The sequence below is a fragment of the Arenibacter troitsensis genome (assembly GCF_900177645.1).
Lineage (GTDB): Bacteria > Bacteroidota > Bacteroidia > Flavobacteriales > Flavobacteriaceae > Arenibacter > Arenibacter troitsensis.
This window is the reverse complement of record NZ_FXAO01000015.1, coordinates 1-16,446: the sequence shown is the minus strand read 5'-3', so window position 1 is coordinate 16,446 and position 16,446 is coordinate 1. Positions and strand designations below refer to the sequence as shown.

Here is a 16,446-nt window from a genome sequence, read left to right as displayed (position 1 = left end):
TTATATTTAAATATATTAGCATTTTAACTTATATATGGTAGCTATAATTACAGGGGATATTATTAATTCGGATCGCTATGCGGCCTCGGAATGGATGGATATTCTAAAGCCATATCTTGCTGGTCAGGGAAAAACGCCCAATGATTGGGAGATTTACAGGGGAGATGAATTTCAAATAAGAACAACCCCTGAAAGAGCATTGAAAATGGCCATTCAGATCAAGGCCCTTATTAAATCCATCAAGAAATTGGATGTAAGGATTGGGATAGGATTAGGGTCCGAAACGTTTGTAGGGAATAGTGTGAGTCAGTCCAATGGGAAGGCCTACCAACGCTCCGGAAGAATTTTTGAAACCTTAAAAGAGCAAAAACTTAATTTGGCCATAGTCACCGGCCATGACGATAAGGACAAAACTTTGAACCTCATGTTGAAACTTGCATTGAATTTTATGGACGATTGGTCTGTTGTTTCGGCACAAATGGTGAGTTTAGCCCTAACAAAACCAAATGCTTCCCAACAAGAGGTTGCGGACCAATTGAAAATAAGGCAATCAGCAGTAAGCCAACGATTAAAACGGGCCCGGATGGATTTGGTATTGGAATTACTGGCGTATTATGATGAAAATCTAAAGGGTATTAAAATATGATGTTGTTTACTAAGCTCTTATTGGCCCACCTTTTGGGGGATTTTTTGTTTCAGCCTACTAAATGGGTGGTGCACAAAGAGGCCAATAAGATGGCGTCCAAATATCTGTACCTACATATATTGATCCACTTTGGGTTAACCATGCTTCTGCTTTGGGATATAAAATTATGGTGGTGGGCAGTTATTATTGCCCTTTCGCACTATATGATAGATTTGTCAAAGATATATGCCAACTCCTATTTTAAAAATAAGACCATTCCATTTTTTATAGACCAAGTTCTTCATTTGATTGTTTTGTATTGCTGTGCGTTCAATTCTGACATAATAGGGCACACCGTGGGTCTTATTCAGGAAATAAATTGGCCGTTGGTTACTGCTGTGGTGTTTGCCAGTTATCCGTCCTCCATTATTATGGCCAAATTATTGGAAGGTATGTCGGACAGGATAGAATTGGACCATAAATCCCTTCCGAATGCAGGTAAGTACATTGGTATTATAGAGCGTTTGTTTGTGTTGATATTTATAATTTTGGGCAGATGGGAGGCCATTGGTTTGTTGATTACCGCGAAATCTGTATTTAGGTTCAACGATCTTAAGGAAAGTAACTCAAGGAAGCTCACCGAGTATATATTGATCGGTACCTTGCTAAGTTTTGGATTGGCCATCCTAACAGGATTAATTTATCTTGGGGTTCGCTAAAGGTGACTTTGTACCGGTGCAGGGATATAGGTACATCTCGTCTATGTCAAAACCATATTACTATAGTGGGAAAAATCAATGTTCCGTAAATTGGCTTGGTGACTAGCTTGCAGGAGAATTTTATCAATTTCATAATTTTGTAAGGATAAAAAAATCATTTTCTTATATATGTCGAATAAAATCATGTATTGAATACTTTTCTTCGTTATAATAGGGAGTTGGATAAAATTAATTCATACTTTTGCCCCTTAAAATTCAGATTCAATGGTTGCGGTAGGCAGAAAATATGTGTTTGATTTTGATAGTACCCTAACTAGGGTAGAGGCACTGGATGTTTTGGCAGAAATTACCCTCAATGGCAGATCGGATAAGGACGATATTATTCGTGAAATCCAAAGAATAACCAATTTGGGTATTGACGGGGATATTTCTTTTACCCAGTCCTTGGAGAAAAGAATCAATTTATTAAATGCCCACAAGGACGATTTGGACAATTTGGTACAATTACTTCGCCAAAAGATTTCCAAGTCGATAGAATCCAACAAGGAATTTTTTCATAATTATGCCGATGATATTTATGTAATTTCTTGTGGTTTTAAAGAGTTTATAGATCCCATAGTTGCCGAATACAATATTCCTGCGGACAGAGTGTATGCCAATACATTTCGATTCGACGAAAATGGAAAAATAATAGGATTTGACGAGGATAACGTGTTAGCCTCGCACAATGGAAAGATTGCCTGTTTGAAAAACTTGGATTTACAAGGGGAAGTACAGGTAATTGGAGACGGTTATAGCGACTATGTAATGCGCGAAGCCGGTATTGCGGATAAATTTTTCGCCTATACCGAGAATGTGCATAGAGAAAAGGCTGCGAGAAACGCAGACTATATTACACCTAATTTAGATGAATTTTTATTTGTGAATAAGTTGCCAAGAAAGATATCCTACCCAAAGAATAGAATTAAGATTTTATTGTTGGAAAATGTCCATCAAAATGCTTTTGACACCCTTTCCGAGGAGGGGTTTTCCGTGGAGCTGTTAAAACATAGTTTAACGGAAGAAGAGCTCATCGAAAAAATAAAAGGAGTGCACGTTCTCGGAATACGTTCCAAGACGCAGGTCACCAAAAATGTGTTGGCTGCGGCGGACAAATTAATGGTGGTTGGCGCTTTCTGTATAGGTACTACCCAAATAGACCTGGAGGCATGCAAGAAGAAGGGTGTAGTGGTATTCAATGCGCCTTATAGCAATACAAGGTCTGTAGTGGAACTGGCTATCGGTGAGATTATCATGTTAATGAGGAGTATTTTTCCTCGTAGTACCGAAATCCATGCCGGTCAATGGAATAAGACTGCCGCCAATTCCAAAGAGGTGCGTGGTAAAAATCTCGGTATTGTAGGATATGGGAATATTGGAAAGCAATTGTCCGTATTGGCCGAAGCATTAGGGATGCGTGTCTACTATTACGATGTGGGCGATCAGTTGGCTTTGGGTAATGCCACCAAGTGCAGTACATTGGAGGATTTATTAAATGTTTCCGATGTTGTAACCTTGCACATAGACGATAATAAGGCCAATAAGAATTTTATTGGGGAAAGGGAAATTAACCAAATGAAGGATGGTGCCCTTTTTATAAATCTATCCAGAGGCTTTGTGGTGGATATTGAAGCTTTGGCCAATGCCCTGAAAAGTGGAAAGATTGCAGGAGCGGCCATAGATGTTTTTCCTGAGGAGCCTAGAAGTAATGGTGAGTTCTTAACAGAGCTTAAAGGTTTGGAGAACGTTATACTAACTCCGCATATTGGAGGTAGTACGGAAGAAGCACAACGTGATATTGCCGATTTCGTTCCCAATAAAATAATGGATTATATTAATTCTGGAAATACTGTAGATGCAGTGAACTTCCCAAATATTAGACTGCCCAAACAGAATAATGCACATAGATTTTTGCATATTCACAAGAATGTTCCTGGGGTCATGGCGAAGATCAATGAAGTTTTGGCCCGTTATGACATGAACATTTCAGGACAATATCTTTCTACCGATAACGAGGTGGGATATGTAATCTCCGATTTGGACAAAGAGTATAACAAGGATGTGTTAAAGGCCCTTAAAAAAATAGACAATACTATTAAATTTAGGGTGCTGTATTAGGATACAACCGGTAATCATAACTTAAAACTGCCTTGAATTTATTTTTTTGGCAGTTTTTTTATGTCTTTTACTGGAAATTTTTTAGGAACCGAACATATAGTGCTAAGCTGAATGGCTTCTGCACTGGGTTGGCACCTGCTTTTTCAATCATTTTTCCTTATTGATGATGGTAAGGTTCATTTCTTAGAATGGTAAAAGCCCTATATAGTTGCTCCACCATAAACAATCGGACCATTTGATGCGAAAAGGTCATTTTTGATAAACTGATCTTGCCCTGGCTTTTTTGATATACGGCATCGCTAAATCCGTAAGGGCCACCAATGACGAACACGAGTTGCTTTAAGCCGGAGTTCATTTTTTTTTGTAGGTATTCCGAGAATTCCACGGAAGTTTTCTGTTTCCCATTTTCATCCAACAGTATAAGCATATCCGCAGGGTTTAGTTTGTTAAGAATGGCCTCGCCCTCTTTTTCCTTTTGTTGTTTTTCAGATAGATTTTTGGTGTTTTTTAGGTCCGGAATTATTTCCAATTCAAACTTGATATAGTGTTTTAACCTATGTTGATACTCCTCAATTAATTGGCTTAATTGAGTACTATCTGTTTTCCCAAGTACTAAAAGTTTTATGGTCATAGGGCAAATGTAATAGGCTTATTTGAATCTCCAAAAAGAAACTTTTGTCTTAATGGAACATCGTGATAATGATGATCGTGCTTATTGATAATAATTGGACACTAAATATTTTGAAGGATTATTTTATTTGGGGCACCTAATTAATTAAGGAAATATTGAAGAGGGTGGAATTGGAGAAACATTTTAGTAAATTAGCATAGAAAAAATAGTGCATGATATCAGAAGAACAATTTAGGAAAGAACTCGATATAATAATAAAGAACGCGATACGTGAGGATGTGGGGGATGGGGATCATAGTTCGCTGGCCTGTATTCCCGACTCTGCAAGCGGTAAGGCTATGCTTTTGGTCAAGGACAACGGCATTATTGCCGGAGTGGATTTTGCCAAAAAAGTCTTCGAATATGTAGATAGTGACTTAGTCGTGGAAGTATTGATTAAGGATGGGGCATCGGTAAAATTTGGGGATATAGCCTTTTATGTTTCAGGACGTTCCCAAAGTATTTTAAAGGCGGAGAGATTGGTGCTCAATGGGATGCAAAGAATGAGTGCTATTGCCACCAAGACCCATTATTTTGTGAAACTTTTGGAAGGTACCAACACTAAGATATTGGATACCAGAAAGACCACCCCGGGAATAAGGGCGCTCGAAAAATGGGCGGTAAAGATAGGTGGAGGTGAAAATCATAGATTTGCCCTATACGATATGGTTATGTTAAAGGATAACCATATTGATTTTGCCGGTGGTATCACCAAGGCCATTCAGAAAACGCAAGAATATCTGGCCGCCAAAAAATTGGATCTAAAAATTATCGTAGAGGCTAGAAACCTGGAAGAAGTGGAGGTTATATTGCAGTCTAACGGAATATATAGAATTTTGCTGGATAACTTCAGTTTTGCCGATACCAAGAAAGCGGTAAAAATGATCGGGGATAAATGTCTAACAGAATCTTCGGGCGGAATTAATGAGGAAACCATACGGAAATATGCGGAATGCGGAGTTGATTTTATATCTTCTGGTGCTTTGACCCATTCCATTTACAATATGGATCTCAGTCTTAAAGCAGTATAAATGTCCCAGGAAATTGAAGGTAAACTGGAGAAGATTCCCATAGTTAATTGGATCGTGGGGTTAATGAAAAGCCTTAAGCTGCCTGGCTTTGAAGGGCTTTCAATTTATGACCTTATGGAGATGTATGTACTGGGGATCGTAAAGGGTGCCTTATCTACCCGTGCAAGCTCCATTTCCTTTAGTTTGTTTTTGGCCCTATTTCCTTTATTGATTTTTTTGGTTACCCTAATTCCGTTCATAATCCCCTATGTTTCTGTAGGAAATTCGAATTTTGATACGGAATTCCTAATTTTTTTAGAATCCTTTTTACCAAGGGCAACGGGAGATTATTTTAGTGAAATTTACCTGCAGATCAGTGCACAGGAAAGGGGAGATGTCCTGTCTTCCGCCATCGCATTTATAACCTCGATTTTTTTGATGGCCAACGGGGTGAATGCAATTTTTGTGGGATTTGAAAACTCTTACCATGTAAATCTCAATCGCAGTATTTTTAAGCAATATGTCTATGCCTTGATGGTGGGGTTGATGCTGTCTATACTTTTACTTTTGGGAGCGGTCATATTTGTTTATTTTGAGGCTTATGTGCTGATAGGCTTGCATGATATAACCCATAGGGGGATAGAATTGGAGGTAGACAAAAGTGAGTTTATTTTGGTGCAATGGGGCAAGTTTTTATTTCTGGGCTTGCTGGCCTATTTCATAACCGCTATTTTATATTATTTTGGAACGAAGGAGGGAAGGCAGGCCAGATTTTTTTCGGCTGGGGCCCTTATGACTACCTTGCTATTTATCCTTACTTCCTATTTGTTTGGGGTATATGTGGAAAAATTTGCCCGATATAACGAATTATACGGGGCATTGGGTGGTTTATTGATTTTATTGGTATTTATTTGGTTAAATTCCAATATCTTGCTACTGGGGTTTGAACTAAATGCCTCCTTAAACTCTTTAAGAAAAAAATATGAAAAACATGATGGGAAGGAATAAAAGGATAATGTGTAGTGTTTTTGTGCTTCTTTCTTTGTCTACTTCGGCGCAAAGTATCTTTGGAAAATGGAAGACCATAGATGACAGGACGGGCAATCCCAAGGCTATTATTCAAATTTATGAGGAAGACGGACTTATGTACGGTCATGTTGTTGAGATCTTGGAAGAAGGTAAGGAAAATGCCGTTTGTGGAAAATGTGATGGTGAAAAAAAAGATCAGCCTATTCTTGGCATGAAAATAATTGAAGATGTGGAGCACGTGGGCAATGGCGAATGGAAGGGCAAGACCCTGTTCGATCCCGAACAGGCAATGACCTTTAGGTGCAAATTGTGGCTAAATCCCGATAATCCGGACGAACTAAAGGTCAGGGGATATTTGGCTTTCATCTACCGAACGCAGACTTGGGTAAGGGTGGAAGGATAGAATTTAAGGGAATATGCAGGATTTTATCAATGTTATTTTACCCATTCCTATAGAAAAGCTCTTTACCTATAAGGTTACCGAGGAAGAGGCGAAATTATTAAAACCGGGAATGAGGGTTGCCGTTCCCTTCGGAAAGTCGAAAATATATACGGCCTTGGTGTTCGAAATCCACAACACCCCTCCTACAGTCTACGAAGCAAAGCAGATCGATCAAATTTTGGAAGATCATCCGGTTGTGACCCAGGTGCAACTTAAGTTCTGGCATTGGTTGGCCCAATATTACATGTGTTCTTTAGGGGAAGTTTTTCGGGCGGCCGTACCCAGTGCTTTATTATTGGAAAGTGAAACTTTAATACTTAGGAACGATAGGGCCGATCTAGAAGAAAACGATTTGCTGGATGATGAATTTATGGTTTTTGAGGCCTTGCAGCATCAATCAATATTAAGGGTTCAGGAAATAAGTGATATCCTGGACAAAAAGAATATCATCCCGGTCTTAAATAGGTTGCTCAAAAAGAATATCATCTTTCTTAAGGAAGAGATGTATGAGCAATACAAGCCCAAATTGGTGAGATATGTTCAACTGGGAAAAAGCCATAGGTCCGAAGAGAATTTGGAGGCCTTGTTGAATGGCATGACCAGGGCCCCTAAACAGAGTCAAGTGGTATTGACCTTGTTTCAATTACAAGCGGTAACCAAAAAGCCCGTTAAAGTGAGCGATCTGGAAAATGCCAGTAATAGTTCCAGTGCAATCATAAAGACCTTGATAGATAAGGGTATTTTGGAGGAACAATTTGTTCAGACAGATAGAGTGGTGTACGAAGGAGGTGATGAAACGGAAACCTTAAAATCTTTAAACGACTTTCAAAAGGAGGCTCTCAAGGATATAAAAGGTTCTTTTAAGGATAACAAGGTAGTACTTTTGCATGGCGTAACCTCTTCCGGAAAAACAGAGGTCTATGTTAAGCTGATCGAAGAATATGTAAACCAAGGAAAACAAGCGCTTTATTTGCTTCCTGAAATTGCCCTTACTACCCAGTTAATTTCTAGATTACAGGCTTATTTTGGAGAAAAAGTAGCCGTATACCATTCCAAGTATAATGTGCAGGAAAGGGTTGAGGTCTGGAACAATGTCTTGGAGAATAAGCCGGTTGCCCAGATAGTCATAGGGGCTAGGTCTGCGTTGTTTTTGCCTTTTAATGATTTGGGATTGGTAATTGTGGATGAGGAGCATGAAAGCTCCTTTAAGCAATATGACCCGGCCCCAAGATATCATGCAAGGGACGCTGCCATAGTCTTGGGTAATTTGCATGGCAGTGATATCCTCTTAGGTTCCGCCACACCAAGCGTAGAAAGCTTTTATAATGTAAAGGTTGGCAAGTACGGCTATGCCCATATAGAAAGAAGATATGGAAATGTACTTATGCCGGACATGGAATTGGTAGATATAAAGGAGCAGTCCAGAAAAAAAAGGATGAAAGGGCATTTTTCGGAGCGACTATTGGAGGAAATTACTGAAACCTTGGATAATGGGGAGCAGGTTATTCTCTTTCAAAATAGACGTGGGTATGCGCCCATCATGGAATGTACTACCTGCGGGCATGCCCCCCAATGTCCAAATTGCGACGTAAGTTTAACCTATCATCAGCACAGAAAACAATTGCGATGTCACTATTGCAGTTATCATATAGCCCTTCAGGAAACGTGCCAGGCTTGTGGCAATGCTACCTTGGATACCAAAGGTTTTGGGACCGAGCAGGTAGAACAGGAGCTGAATACCTTGTTTCCAAAGGCCAATGTTGGTAGAATGGATTTGGATACCACTAGAGGGAAACATGGTTATGAAAAGATTATCACCTCCTTTGAGCAACAGGAAATAGACATCCTTGTTGGAACCCAAATGCTTACCAAAGGGTTGGATTTTAGGAATGTAAACCTGGTAGGAATCATGAACGCGGATTCTTTGTTGAATTTCCCTGATTTTAGGGCCCACGAACGAAGCTTTCAGTTGCTTACCCAAGTGGCCGGTAGGGCAGGGAGGACCAAGAAAAGAGGTAAGGTAATTATACAGAGTTACAACCCCAATCATAGGATTTTACAGCAGGTAACCACCAATGATTATTTAGAAATGTTCCAGGAACAGATTTATGAAAGGCAACAGTATAAGTATCCCCCAATAAACAGAATTATTAAGATTACGTTTAAGCACAAGGATTACAATAAACTTAATGAGGCTGCAGAATGGTTTGCCAAATCGTTGAGAAATAGTTTTGGCGGAAACGTATTGGGACCGGAATACCCCCCTGTGGCAAGAATCCGAAATCAATACATTAAGAATGTTATTGTCAAGATAGGGGAAAATTACTCCTTGGTAAAAACAAAAAATAGCATTAAAAGAATTGAAAAATCCTTTAATGCTATTTCCTATTACAGAGGCGTTAGGGTAATCTACAATGTGGATCACATATAACTAACTATCTAAAAATTATTCAGAGCCTCTGCTAATTCAGTTTTCTTATTTCTACTTAGAGGTATTTGTTTTCCACTAACTTCTACATTTTTACTATTAAATTTCTCTACCTTCTCCAAGTTGACAATATAGGATTTGTGAATTCTCAAAAACTTATCTTCCGGCAACTGTTTTTCAAAAGATTTCATTGTTGATAAAATTACGATATTGGCCTCATCCGTAACTAGTTTTATGTAGTCGCCCAAGGCTTCGATCCATTTTATCTCGTTTAAAATAACCTTTCTTTTCTTTAGGTTGCTCTTAACAAATATGTGTTCTTCGTCTTCCGTTACCTTATTGATTTGCTCGTATTTCGCTACGGCCCGCTTTACGGATGCGTCAAAACGTGAAAGGGTAATAGGTTTGTGAAGGTAATCCGTTACATCGTAATCGAATGCTTTAAGGGCATAATCGGGTTTTCCGGTGATCAAAATTACCTGAGGACTGTTATCCAAGGATTCCAATAGGTCGAATCCGGTGATAATGGGCATCTCTACATCTAAGAAAATTAAATCGATTTCATTGTTTTTGATGCCGTTCTTAGCTTCAATGGCATTACTGTACTCAGCTACCAAAGCCAGATTCGGATGGTTATTTACCAGTTTGGCAACTGCCATCCGCTGCATGGACGAGTCGTCCACGATAATGCTTCTTAATTTCATAAATGGTTGATTTGTGGGGTTAAATCATCGACAAAGTACTTAAAAATCACGCTGATGTACAACTAAAGTTGTAAACATTGTAGTAATTGTTGTGTAAATGGCAATGACCATAGTTTAATTGTTTTTGGTTAAGTTCAATATTATGTTTTCTCTAGGTATAACGAAGATTTTTTCATTTTCTTGTGATATGAACAAAAAATAATTACTTTTGCACACTTAAAAAATTTTAAACATATGAACAATTACGAAACTGTTTTCATTTTAAATCCCGTTCTATCTGATGTTCAGATAGAGGAAACAGTTAAGAAATTTGAGGATTTCTTAATTAACAAAGGTGCCAAGATGGTAGCCAAAGAAAACTGGGGGCTAAAGAAATTGGCCTATCCTATCCAACACAAGAAAAGTGGTTTTTACCATTTGTTCGAGTTTACAGCTGAAGGCGACGTTGTTGCCCCTTACGAATTGGAATTCAGAAGGGACGAGCGAGTAATGCGTTTTCTAACTGTGAAATTAGACAAGCACGCCGTATCATGGGCAGAAAGAAGAAGAACAAAGTTAAAAGCTAAAGCGTAAGGATTATGGCATCAATAGAACAACAAGCAAAAGGTAAAAAAGACGGAGAGATCAGATATCTTACTCCTCTTAATATAGAGACCAATACTCAAAAGAAATATTGTCGTTTCAAAAAGTCGGGTATTAAATATGTAGATTACAAGGATCCTGATTTCTTGATTAAATTGGTAAATGAGCAAGGTAAATTGCTTCCAAGAAGACTTACTGGAACTTCCTTGAAATATCAGCGTAAAGTGGCCGTTGCTGTAAAAAGAGCGCGTCATTTAGCTTTAATGCCTTATGTTGGCGATTTATTAAAATAAAAAGAAACGGACGATGGAACTTATATTAAAGGAAGACGTACAAAACTTAGGTTTTAAAGATGATTTGGTGAACGTAAAGAATGGTTTTGGTAGAAATTACCTAATCCCAAGAGGATTGGCCTCTTTAGCTACGCCATCAGCCAAAAAAGTATTGGCAGAAAACCTAAAACAAAGAGCTCACAAAGAGAAGAAAATTGTTGATGCTGCCAATAAGACTGCAGAAGCCATTAAGCAATTGGAAATCAAGATTGCTGCAAACGCTGGTGCTGGAGATAAATTATTTGGATCTATCACCAATATAGATTTGGCCGATGCTTTGGAAAAAGCTGGACATTCTCTTGATAGGAAATATATTGCAATTCAGGGTGGAGCCGTAAAAAGGACAGGTCCTTATAACGCTCAAATAAGATTGCACAGAGATGTGGTAATCGATTTCCCATTTGAAGTGGTTGCAGAGGCAAAAGGATAATCTTATCTGGATAAGTAATATGAAAGGCCGCATTTATGTGGCCTTTTTTATGTTAATTACCTTAAAATTTACAGCAAAAAAATGTTCCATATGTCCACCCTGGTTTCATGGGCAGGGCATTATTGAAATTTAGTGGCAAAATGAAATACTTAAGACTAACAAGACAGCAGTTGGAAGAGTTGCACCAAGAGTTTATCAACTTTTTGGCTACCCAGTCCATTACAGGGGAGGAATGGGAAAAGTTGAAGAAAGAAAAACCGGAAGTAGCGGAGGAGGAACTGGATGTTTTTAGCGATTTAATTTGGGAGGGAGTATTATCCAAAGTAAAGTTCTTGGAAAATATATCCGCACAGCAAATGCATTTATTCCATACAGAAGAAAAGGAAATGAAGCTTATCTCCGTAAAGGTGATGAATCCGGATGTTGATCTTACTACCAAAGAAGGCTTTTCTTGGTTCAGAAAAAACTATCAATCAGATTTTGTAGAATATTTAACGGCCTCCAAAGCGTATTCTGCCGATAAAAACCTGGATAAGTTTAATTTAATAAAACAGGGGGCTGTAATTACCAAAGGAGAACTATACCAATGGTTCGATAATCTTATAGGTTAATTTTATGCTATCCGGCATAGGCAAAAATCTACAATCCATTATATTTACAACAGAATTATAAACAATGGCACAAAAACCATCCATACCTAAAGGAACTAGGGACTTTTCCCCTTCTGAAGTCAATAAGAGAAATTATATTTTTGATGTGGTAAAAAAGCATTTTCAGACCTACGGTTTTCAACCTATTGAAACTCCGTCCTTTGAAAATTCTGAAACCTTAATGGGGAAATATGGTGACGAAGGCGATCGATTGATCTTTAAAATTCTTAATTCTGGCGATTTTTTGAATAAAGTGAATGATGATCTATATGCTACTAAAGACTCAAGTGCCATTACTTCAAGGATTTCAGAAAAAGCCCTGCGTTATGATCTTACCGTGCCCTTTGCCCGTTACGTGGTAATGCATCAAAATGAAATCGACTTTCCTTTTAAGCGATATCAGATCCAACCGGTATGGCGTGCAGATAGACCTCAAAAAGGCCGTTTTCGTGAATTTTTTCAGTGCGATGCCGATGTGGTAGGGTCAGATTCACTGTTACAGGAAGTGGAATTGGTACAGTTGTACGATGCTGTTTTTACGGATTTAAAGCTGGAAGGAGTAACTGTTAAACTAAACAATAGGAAGATATTGGCCGGGATTGCCGAGGTAATCGGGGAACGCGATAAACTGATCGACTTTACCGTGGCTTTGGATAAGCTGGATAAAATAGGGATTGATGGAGTTTCCAAGGAAATGAGGGAAAAAGGCATTTCTGATACAGCCATTGAAAAAGCGGCCCCTTTATTTGCGCTAAGTGGAAGTAACTTGGAGCAGCTTTCGGTTTTAAGTGATTTGTTAAAGGATTCCGAAGAGGGGAGCAAAGGAGTAGGGGAGCTAAGATTTATTATTGCAACCATTGAAGAATTGGGGTTACAATCTGCAAACCTAAAGATAGATGTTACTTTGGCCAGGGGACTTAATTACTATACCGGTGCCATATTTGAAGTAGCTGCTCCGGAAGGAGTAAGTATGGGATCTATTGGTGGCGGCGGACGTTATGACGACCTTACCGGCATCTTTGGGCTTAAGGATGTGAGTGGAGTAGGGATCTCTTTTGGTCTGGACCGTATTTATTTGGTATTGGAAGAGTTGGGACTGTTTCCTGAAACCATTGATCAATCCTTGCAGGTACTCTGTGTTAATTTCGGGGAAAAGGAAGCGTTGACCTCCTTGAAACTTGTTAATCGACTTAGGAAGGCGGGTGTAAAATGTGACTTGTACCCTTCTAGTGCCAAGATGCAGAAACAAATGAAATTTGCCAATAATAGGAATGTTCCCTATGTGGTGTTGATCGGGGAGCAGGAGTTGGACAGCAATTCCTTTGTGGTTAAGGATATGGTTAAAGGGGGGCAACAAACATATAGCCTAGATGCCCCTGAGCTTTTTTACAAAGGCCTATAGTCGTTGCTTAATGGCGTTCAACACAGTGTTGTAATAATCCATATCATAAGGCACGTATTTCTTGGAATGTATTTTGCTTTCCAGTTCCTTTTCCAATTTGTCTATTGATATCAGGCTAAGATCGGCCACTTCGCTTTCCTGCATTTCAAGCGTGGCCAAGGGTACTTTCAATTCACATAAAAAGGTATGGTGAAATTCACAATCCAATAAATCTTTATGGTGTTGGTGGCTGTATTTGAATACCCCTATTTTGAGCAGGTCCTTGCTAGATATTTCAAGCCCTATCTCTTCCTGGACTTCCCTAATGGCAGATTCGGTTACATCCTCACCGGCCCCAATATGACCGGCCACGGATACATCCCAAAGTCCGGGATGGGTATCTTTGTTTGTGGCGCGTTGTTGAATAAGTATTTCCCCGTTTTTGGTATAAAGCCAAACATGTATACTAGGGTGAAAAACTCCCTTTCTGTGTGCTTCCGATTTCATGATGGATTTGCCGGTGTAATTCCCTTCGGCATCCAGTACATCTATTAATTCATCCATGTTAGCTTATATTGAATAATTGATTGAATACATATTATAAAGAAAATCCTCCCCAAAAAGGGAGGATTTTCGGTAAAGATTATTCAAAGTAGCTAAAAGTTTCTCCTTCTTTTATGTTTAAAAGTGTTTCGTAGATCAACCGAATAACGTTTTCCACATCATCCTTATGCACTGTTTCTACGGTGGTATGCATATATCTCAAGGGTAGGGAAATCAATACTGATGCCACTCCGCCATTGCTGTAGGCAAAGGCATCGGTATCCGTACCGGTGTATCTCGAAGCAGCCATGCGCTGAAAAGGAATCTTGTTGGTTTCGGCAGTTTCAATAATTCGTTCACGAAGTTTATTTTGCACGGCCGGGGCATAGGAGATTACTGGGCCTGCTCCAATTTCGGTATGACCTTGTTTCTTTTTCTCGATCATGGGCGTAGTGGTGTCGTGGCAAACGTCCGTGACTATCGCAATGTTCGGTTTTATGGTCTGGGTAATCATTTCAGCACCCCTTAATCCAATTTCTTCTTGTACGGCGTTGGTTATATATAGTCCGAAAGGGAGCGTCTTTTTGTTCTCCTTGAGGAGTCGGGCCACTTCGGCGATCATAAAACCACCAACGCGGTTGTCTATGGCTCGACAAACAAATTTATCTTTGTTCAGAATTTGGAAGGTGTCCGGATAGGTGATGACACAGCCGACATGTACTCCTAATTTTTCCACTTCCGCCTTGTCTTTGGCGCCTATGTCTATAAAAATATTGTCCAATTTAGGGGGCTCTTCTTTGGAGCTGTCCCTGGTGTGTATGGCCGGCCATCCAAATATACCTTTTACGATTCCTTTTTTAGTGTGGATGTCTACCCATTTTGAAGGGGCAATTTGGTGATCGCTTCCTCCGTTACGGATAACATAGATTAAGCCGTTGTCCGTAATATAGTTAACGTACCAGGATATTTCATCGGAATGTCCTTCTATAACCACTTTATATTTGGCATCTGGGTTTATGACCCCTACGGCAGTTCCATAAGTGTCGGTGATAAAAGTATCTACATAAGGTTTTAAATACTCCATCCATAATTTTTGTCCCTCCCATTCGTAGCCTGTAGGGGAGGCATTGTTTAAATATTTCTCTAAAAAATCTATGGATTTTTTGGTAAGGATCTTTTTAGCGCTCATTTACGTATATTTTGGATACAAACTTAACAATATTCACTTTTAATTAATAATATCATTCTTTCTTTATCGTTAATTTTGGCAAGGCTTTTGTATTTTATGGTGGCAATGGGAAAAAGATTTTTAGTAATACTTTTTGGTGTAGTGGGATTTATGGGCTTTGGGCAGGTTGCAGAAGAAACTTTGGATTCCTTGGCCCAGCAATATATAATAATGGAGGGAGATTCCGTACTTCAGAGTTCCATTGCCTTAAATGAAGTGTATGTATTTGGCAGACTTAAATTTTCCTCCTATAACGATAAGTTAAGGTATTATATTCTTCGTAGAAAAACTATGAAGGTGTATCCCTATGCCAAATTGGCTGCAGAAAGGTTGGTAGAACTGAACGACAGTTTGGAGCATATAAAAAAGAATTCCCATAAAAGGAGGTTTACGCGCAAGGTTCAAAAATTTATTGAGGACGAGTTTTCGGAAGAATTAAAGAAATTAACGCGTACCGAAGGGCAGATTTTGGTAAAGCTGATATACAGGCAAACTGGGGTCACCGCTTTTGATCTGGTAAAAGAGTTGCGGAGTGGTTGGCGTGCTTTCTGGTACAATACCACCGCTAAAATGTTCAACATTAGTATTAAGGAAGAATTCCATCCCGATCTGGTGCATGAGGATTACCTTATAGAGGATATTCTGCAAAGGGCCTTTGCTGATTTTAGTTTGGAAAGACAACCTTCCGTTTTGGAATACGATTACGCCACCCTTACCAACATCTGGAAAGATCAGAACAAGTCCAAGGAGTAGGGGTTGGGTATTCTCTTTGTTTCCTGAATAATTATTATGTAATGTCTTTGGTGCCCTCTGCCCTGTGCGGGGGTGGCCCAACGCGGCCTGTAGTAATTTTAACGTGTCTTTTTTTTGTGGTTGTTGGAAAAAGCGTTAAATTGTTTTCCCTTTTTCGCGGGAGGTCCCTGTCGCAATATGCTTGTTGACAGGGTGTTGTGCGTTGCCCTTAAAAAAAGGCAAAAAAAGTTTTGAAAAACCCTTGCGGATTTAAAAAAGGGTGGTAGATTTGCACCCCGCTAACGAAGGAATCACGGAGTCGGCGGAAGGGGCGTTGGGAGCGCCACGTTCATATAGTTTTGTTTCCGTTGCCGGGCTTCCAAAAGAAAAAAAATATTTTTTCAAAAAAGCTTGGCGGATTAAAAAAAGGCTGTACATTTGCAGCCGCTTTGGGAGACAGGGCGAACGAAAGGAAGTAAAGAAGTTCATTGATATATTGTAAAGACAGCGTGCCACATTCCTGGGAACGGGGATGTGGTGCAGAAAAAGAAATCGAAATAACGGGCCGGGAAACAGCTTTTATGGGTTGATCGAATTTATATAAGAATCAACGATGAAGAGTTTGATCCTGGCTCAGGATGAACGCTAGCGGCAGGCCTAACACATGCAAGTCGAGGGGCAGCGGGGATAAGCTTGCTTATCCGCCGGCGACCGGCGCACGGGTGCGCAACGCGTATAGAATCTGCCCTGTACTGGGGAATAGCCCAGAGAAATTTGGATTAAT

Annotated in this window: 17 protein-coding genes and 1 rRNA gene; 14 read left to right on the top strand and 4 right to left on the bottom strand. The window is 39.4% G+C overall.

What is annotated here, in order from left to right:
• Nucleotides 1-34: 34 nt before the first annotated feature.
• From B9Y87_RS21050 to serA, 3 genes are all read left to right on the top strand, one after another.
• Nucleotides 35-646: a SatD family protein gene (locus B9Y87_RS21050; protein WP_085500921.1), complete on the top strand. Its 612-nt coding sequence runs from the start codon at nucleotides 35-37 to the stop codon at nucleotides 644-646.
• On the top strand, nucleotides 643-1,344 hold the full coding sequence (locus B9Y87_RS21045) for a DUF3307 domain-containing protein (protein ID WP_085500920.1): 702 nt from the start codon (nucleotides 643-645) through the stop codon (nucleotides 1,342-1,344). Before B9Y87_RS21050 ends, B9Y87_RS21045 begins: the two co-directional genes overlap by 4 nt.
• 264 nt (nucleotides 1,345-1,608) lie before the next feature.
• Nucleotides 1,609-3,501 (top strand): phosphoglycerate dehydrogenase, encoded by a 1,893-nt coding sequence (gene serA / locus B9Y87_RS21040; protein ID WP_085500919.1) that lies wholly within the window; start codon nucleotides 1,609-1,611, stop codon nucleotides 3,499-3,501.
• Between the two features lie 157 nt (nucleotides 3,502-3,658).
• On the opposite strand, the gene rlmH is transcribed toward serA, so the two are convergent.
• A complete protein-coding gene (rlmH, locus tag B9Y87_RS21035; protein ID WP_085500918.1) occupies nucleotides 3,659-4,132 on the bottom strand; it encodes a 23S rRNA (pseudouridine(1915)-N(3))-methyltransferase RlmH in 474 nt (157 codons plus the stop codon).
• Between the two features lie 212 nt (nucleotides 4,133-4,344).
• Between rlmH and nadC the strand changes: the two genes are divergently transcribed.
• Genes nadC through priA form a run of 4 tightly spaced genes read left to right on the top strand, consistent with a single transcriptional unit; the run spans nucleotide 4,345 to nucleotide 9,083 of the window.
• Nucleotides 4,345-5,202 (top strand): carboxylating nicotinate-nucleotide diphosphorylase, encoded by an 858-nt coding sequence (nadC, locus tag B9Y87_RS21030; protein ID WP_085500917.1) that lies wholly within the window; start codon nucleotides 4,345-4,347, stop codon nucleotides 5,200-5,202.
• Complete coding sequence (locus B9Y87_RS21025) at nucleotides 5,203-6,189, top strand: YihY/virulence factor BrkB family protein (RefSeq protein ID WP_085500916.1); 987 nt, start codon at nucleotides 5,203-5,205, stop codon at nucleotides 6,187-6,189.
• The gene (locus tag B9Y87_RS21020; protein WP_085500915.1) at nucleotides 6,173-6,613 is read left to right on the top strand and encodes a DUF2147 domain-containing protein; all 441 of its coding nucleotides are present in this window, start codon (nucleotides 6,173-6,175) and stop codon (nucleotides 6,611-6,613) included. Before B9Y87_RS21025 ends, B9Y87_RS21020 begins: the two co-directional genes overlap by 17 nt.
• Nucleotides 6,614-6,626: 13 nt before the next feature.
• Nucleotides 6,627-9,083 (top strand): replication restart helicase PriA, encoded by a 2,457-nt coding sequence (priA, locus tag B9Y87_RS21015; protein WP_085500914.1) that lies wholly within the window; start codon nucleotides 6,627-6,629, stop codon nucleotides 9,081-9,083.
• Nucleotides 9,084-9,091: 8 nt separating this feature from the next.
• On the opposite strand, the gene B9Y87_RS21010 is transcribed toward priA, so the two are convergent.
• On the bottom strand, nucleotides 9,092-9,784 hold the full coding sequence (locus tag B9Y87_RS21010) for a LytR/AlgR family response regulator transcription factor (protein ID WP_031444569.1): 693 nt from the start codon (nucleotides 9,782-9,784) through the stop codon (nucleotides 9,092-9,094).
• A 234-nt stretch (nucleotides 9,785-10,018) separates the two neighbouring features.
• Here B9Y87_RS21010 and rpsF point away from each other — a divergent pair, with 234 nt between their 5' ends.
• From rpsF to hisS, 5 genes are all read left to right on the top strand, one after another.
• Entirely contained in the window at nucleotides 10,019-10,357 is a 339-nt protein-coding gene (rpsF, locus tag B9Y87_RS21005; protein WP_031444568.1) for a 30S ribosomal protein S6, read from the top strand.
• Between the two features lie 2 nt (nucleotides 10,358-10,359).
• Complete coding sequence (gene rpsR / locus B9Y87_RS21000) at nucleotides 10,360-10,659, top strand: 30S ribosomal protein S18 (RefSeq protein ID WP_176225701.1); 300 nt, start codon at nucleotides 10,360-10,362, stop codon at nucleotides 10,657-10,659.
• Between the two features lie 13 nt (nucleotides 10,660-10,672).
• On the top strand, nucleotides 10,673-11,128 hold the full coding sequence (gene rplI / locus B9Y87_RS20995; protein ID WP_085500913.1) for a 50S ribosomal protein L9: 456 nt from the start codon (nucleotides 10,673-10,675) through the stop codon (nucleotides 11,126-11,128).
• Between the two features lie 140 nt (nucleotides 11,129-11,268).
• Entirely contained in the window at nucleotides 11,269-11,739 is a 471-nt protein-coding gene (locus tag B9Y87_RS20990) for a DUF6495 family protein (RefSeq protein WP_085500912.1), read from the top strand.
• Between the two features lie 64 nt (nucleotides 11,740-11,803).
• Nucleotides 11,804-13,180: a histidine--tRNA ligase gene (gene hisS, locus B9Y87_RS20985; RefSeq protein WP_085500911.1), complete on the top strand. Its 1,377-nt coding sequence runs from the start codon at nucleotides 11,804-11,806 to the stop codon at nucleotides 13,178-13,180.
• Here the strand turns inward: hisS and B9Y87_RS20980 are convergent.
• Nucleotides 13,175-13,723: an NUDIX hydrolase gene (locus tag B9Y87_RS20980; RefSeq protein ID WP_085500910.1), complete on the bottom strand. Its 549-nt coding sequence runs from the start codon at nucleotides 13,721-13,723 to the stop codon at nucleotides 13,175-13,177. The two genes, hisS and B9Y87_RS20980, sit on opposite strands and share 6 nt — an antisense overlap.
• Before the next feature lie 79 nt (nucleotides 13,724-13,802).
• On the bottom strand, nucleotides 13,803-14,891 hold the full coding sequence (locus tag B9Y87_RS20975; protein WP_085500909.1) for a M42 family metallopeptidase: 1,089 nt from the start codon (nucleotides 14,889-14,891) through the stop codon (nucleotides 13,803-13,805).
• 105 nt (nucleotides 14,892-14,996) lie between these two features.
• On the opposite strand from B9Y87_RS20975, the gene B9Y87_RS20970 reads away from it, so the two are divergent.
• Entirely contained in the window at nucleotides 14,997-15,683 is a 687-nt protein-coding gene (locus B9Y87_RS20970) for a DUF4294 domain-containing protein (protein WP_085500962.1), read from the top strand.
• A 589-nt stretch (nucleotides 15,684-16,272) separates the two neighbouring features.
• Nucleotides 16,273-16,446 (top strand): 16S ribosomal RNA (locus tag B9Y87_RS20960); the annotation flags it as partial.

Bases quoted from the DNA above. Each gene is read 5' to 3' on its own strand.
- priA (WP_085500914.1), top strand. From the start codon at position 6,627: ATGCAGGATTTTATCAATGTTATTTTACCCATTCCTATAGAAAAGCTC.
- B9Y87_RS21010 (WP_031444569.1), bottom strand. From the start codon at position 9,784: ATGAAATTAAGAAGCATTATCGTGGACGACTCGTCCATGCAGCGGATG.
- rpsF (WP_031444568.1), top strand. From the start codon at position 10,019: ATGAACAATTACGAAACTGTTTTCATTTTAAATCCCGTTCTATCTGAT.
- hisS (WP_085500911.1), top strand. From the start codon at position 11,804: ATGGCACAAAAACCATCCATACCTAAAGGAACTAGGGACTTTTCCCCT.
- B9Y87_RS21050 (WP_085500921.1), top strand. From the start codon at position 35: ATGGTAGCTATAATTACAGGGGATATTATTAATTCGGATCGCTATGCG.
- B9Y87_RS20975 (WP_085500909.1), bottom strand. From the start codon at position 14,891: ATGAGCGCTAAAAAGATCCTTACCAAAAAATCCATAGATTTTTTAGAG.
- rlmH (WP_085500918.1), bottom strand. From the start codon at position 4,132: ATGACCATAAAACTTTTAGTACTTGGGAAAACAGATAGTACTCAATTA.
- nadC (WP_085500917.1), top strand. From the start codon at position 4,345: ATGATATCAGAAGAACAATTTAGGAAAGAACTCGATATAATAATAAAG.
- B9Y87_RS21025 (WP_085500916.1), top strand. From the start codon at position 5,203: ATGTCCCAGGAAATTGAAGGTAAACTGGAGAAGATTCCCATAGTTAAT.
- B9Y87_RS21045 (WP_085500920.1), top strand. From the start codon at position 643: ATGATGTTGTTTACTAAGCTCTTATTGGCCCACCTTTTGGGGGATTTT.
- serA (WP_085500919.1), top strand. From the start codon at position 1,609: ATGGTTGCGGTAGGCAGAAAATATGTGTTTGATTTTGATAGTACCCTA.
- rplI (WP_085500913.1), top strand. From the start codon at position 10,673: ATGGAACTTATATTAAAGGAAGACGTACAAAACTTAGGTTTTAAAGAT.
- B9Y87_RS20990 (WP_085500912.1), top strand. From the start codon at position 11,269: ATGAAATACTTAAGACTAACAAGACAGCAGTTGGAAGAGTTGCACCAA.
- B9Y87_RS20970 (WP_085500962.1), top strand. From the start codon at position 14,997: ATGGGAAAAAGATTTTTAGTAATACTTTTTGGTGTAGTGGGATTTATG.
- B9Y87_RS21020 (WP_085500915.1), top strand. From the start codon at position 6,173: ATGATGGGAAGGAATAAAAGGATAATGTGTAGTGTTTTTGTGCTTCTT.
- B9Y87_RS20980 (WP_085500910.1), bottom strand. From the start codon at position 13,723: ATGGATGAATTAATAGATGTACTGGATGCCGAAGGGAATTACACCGGC.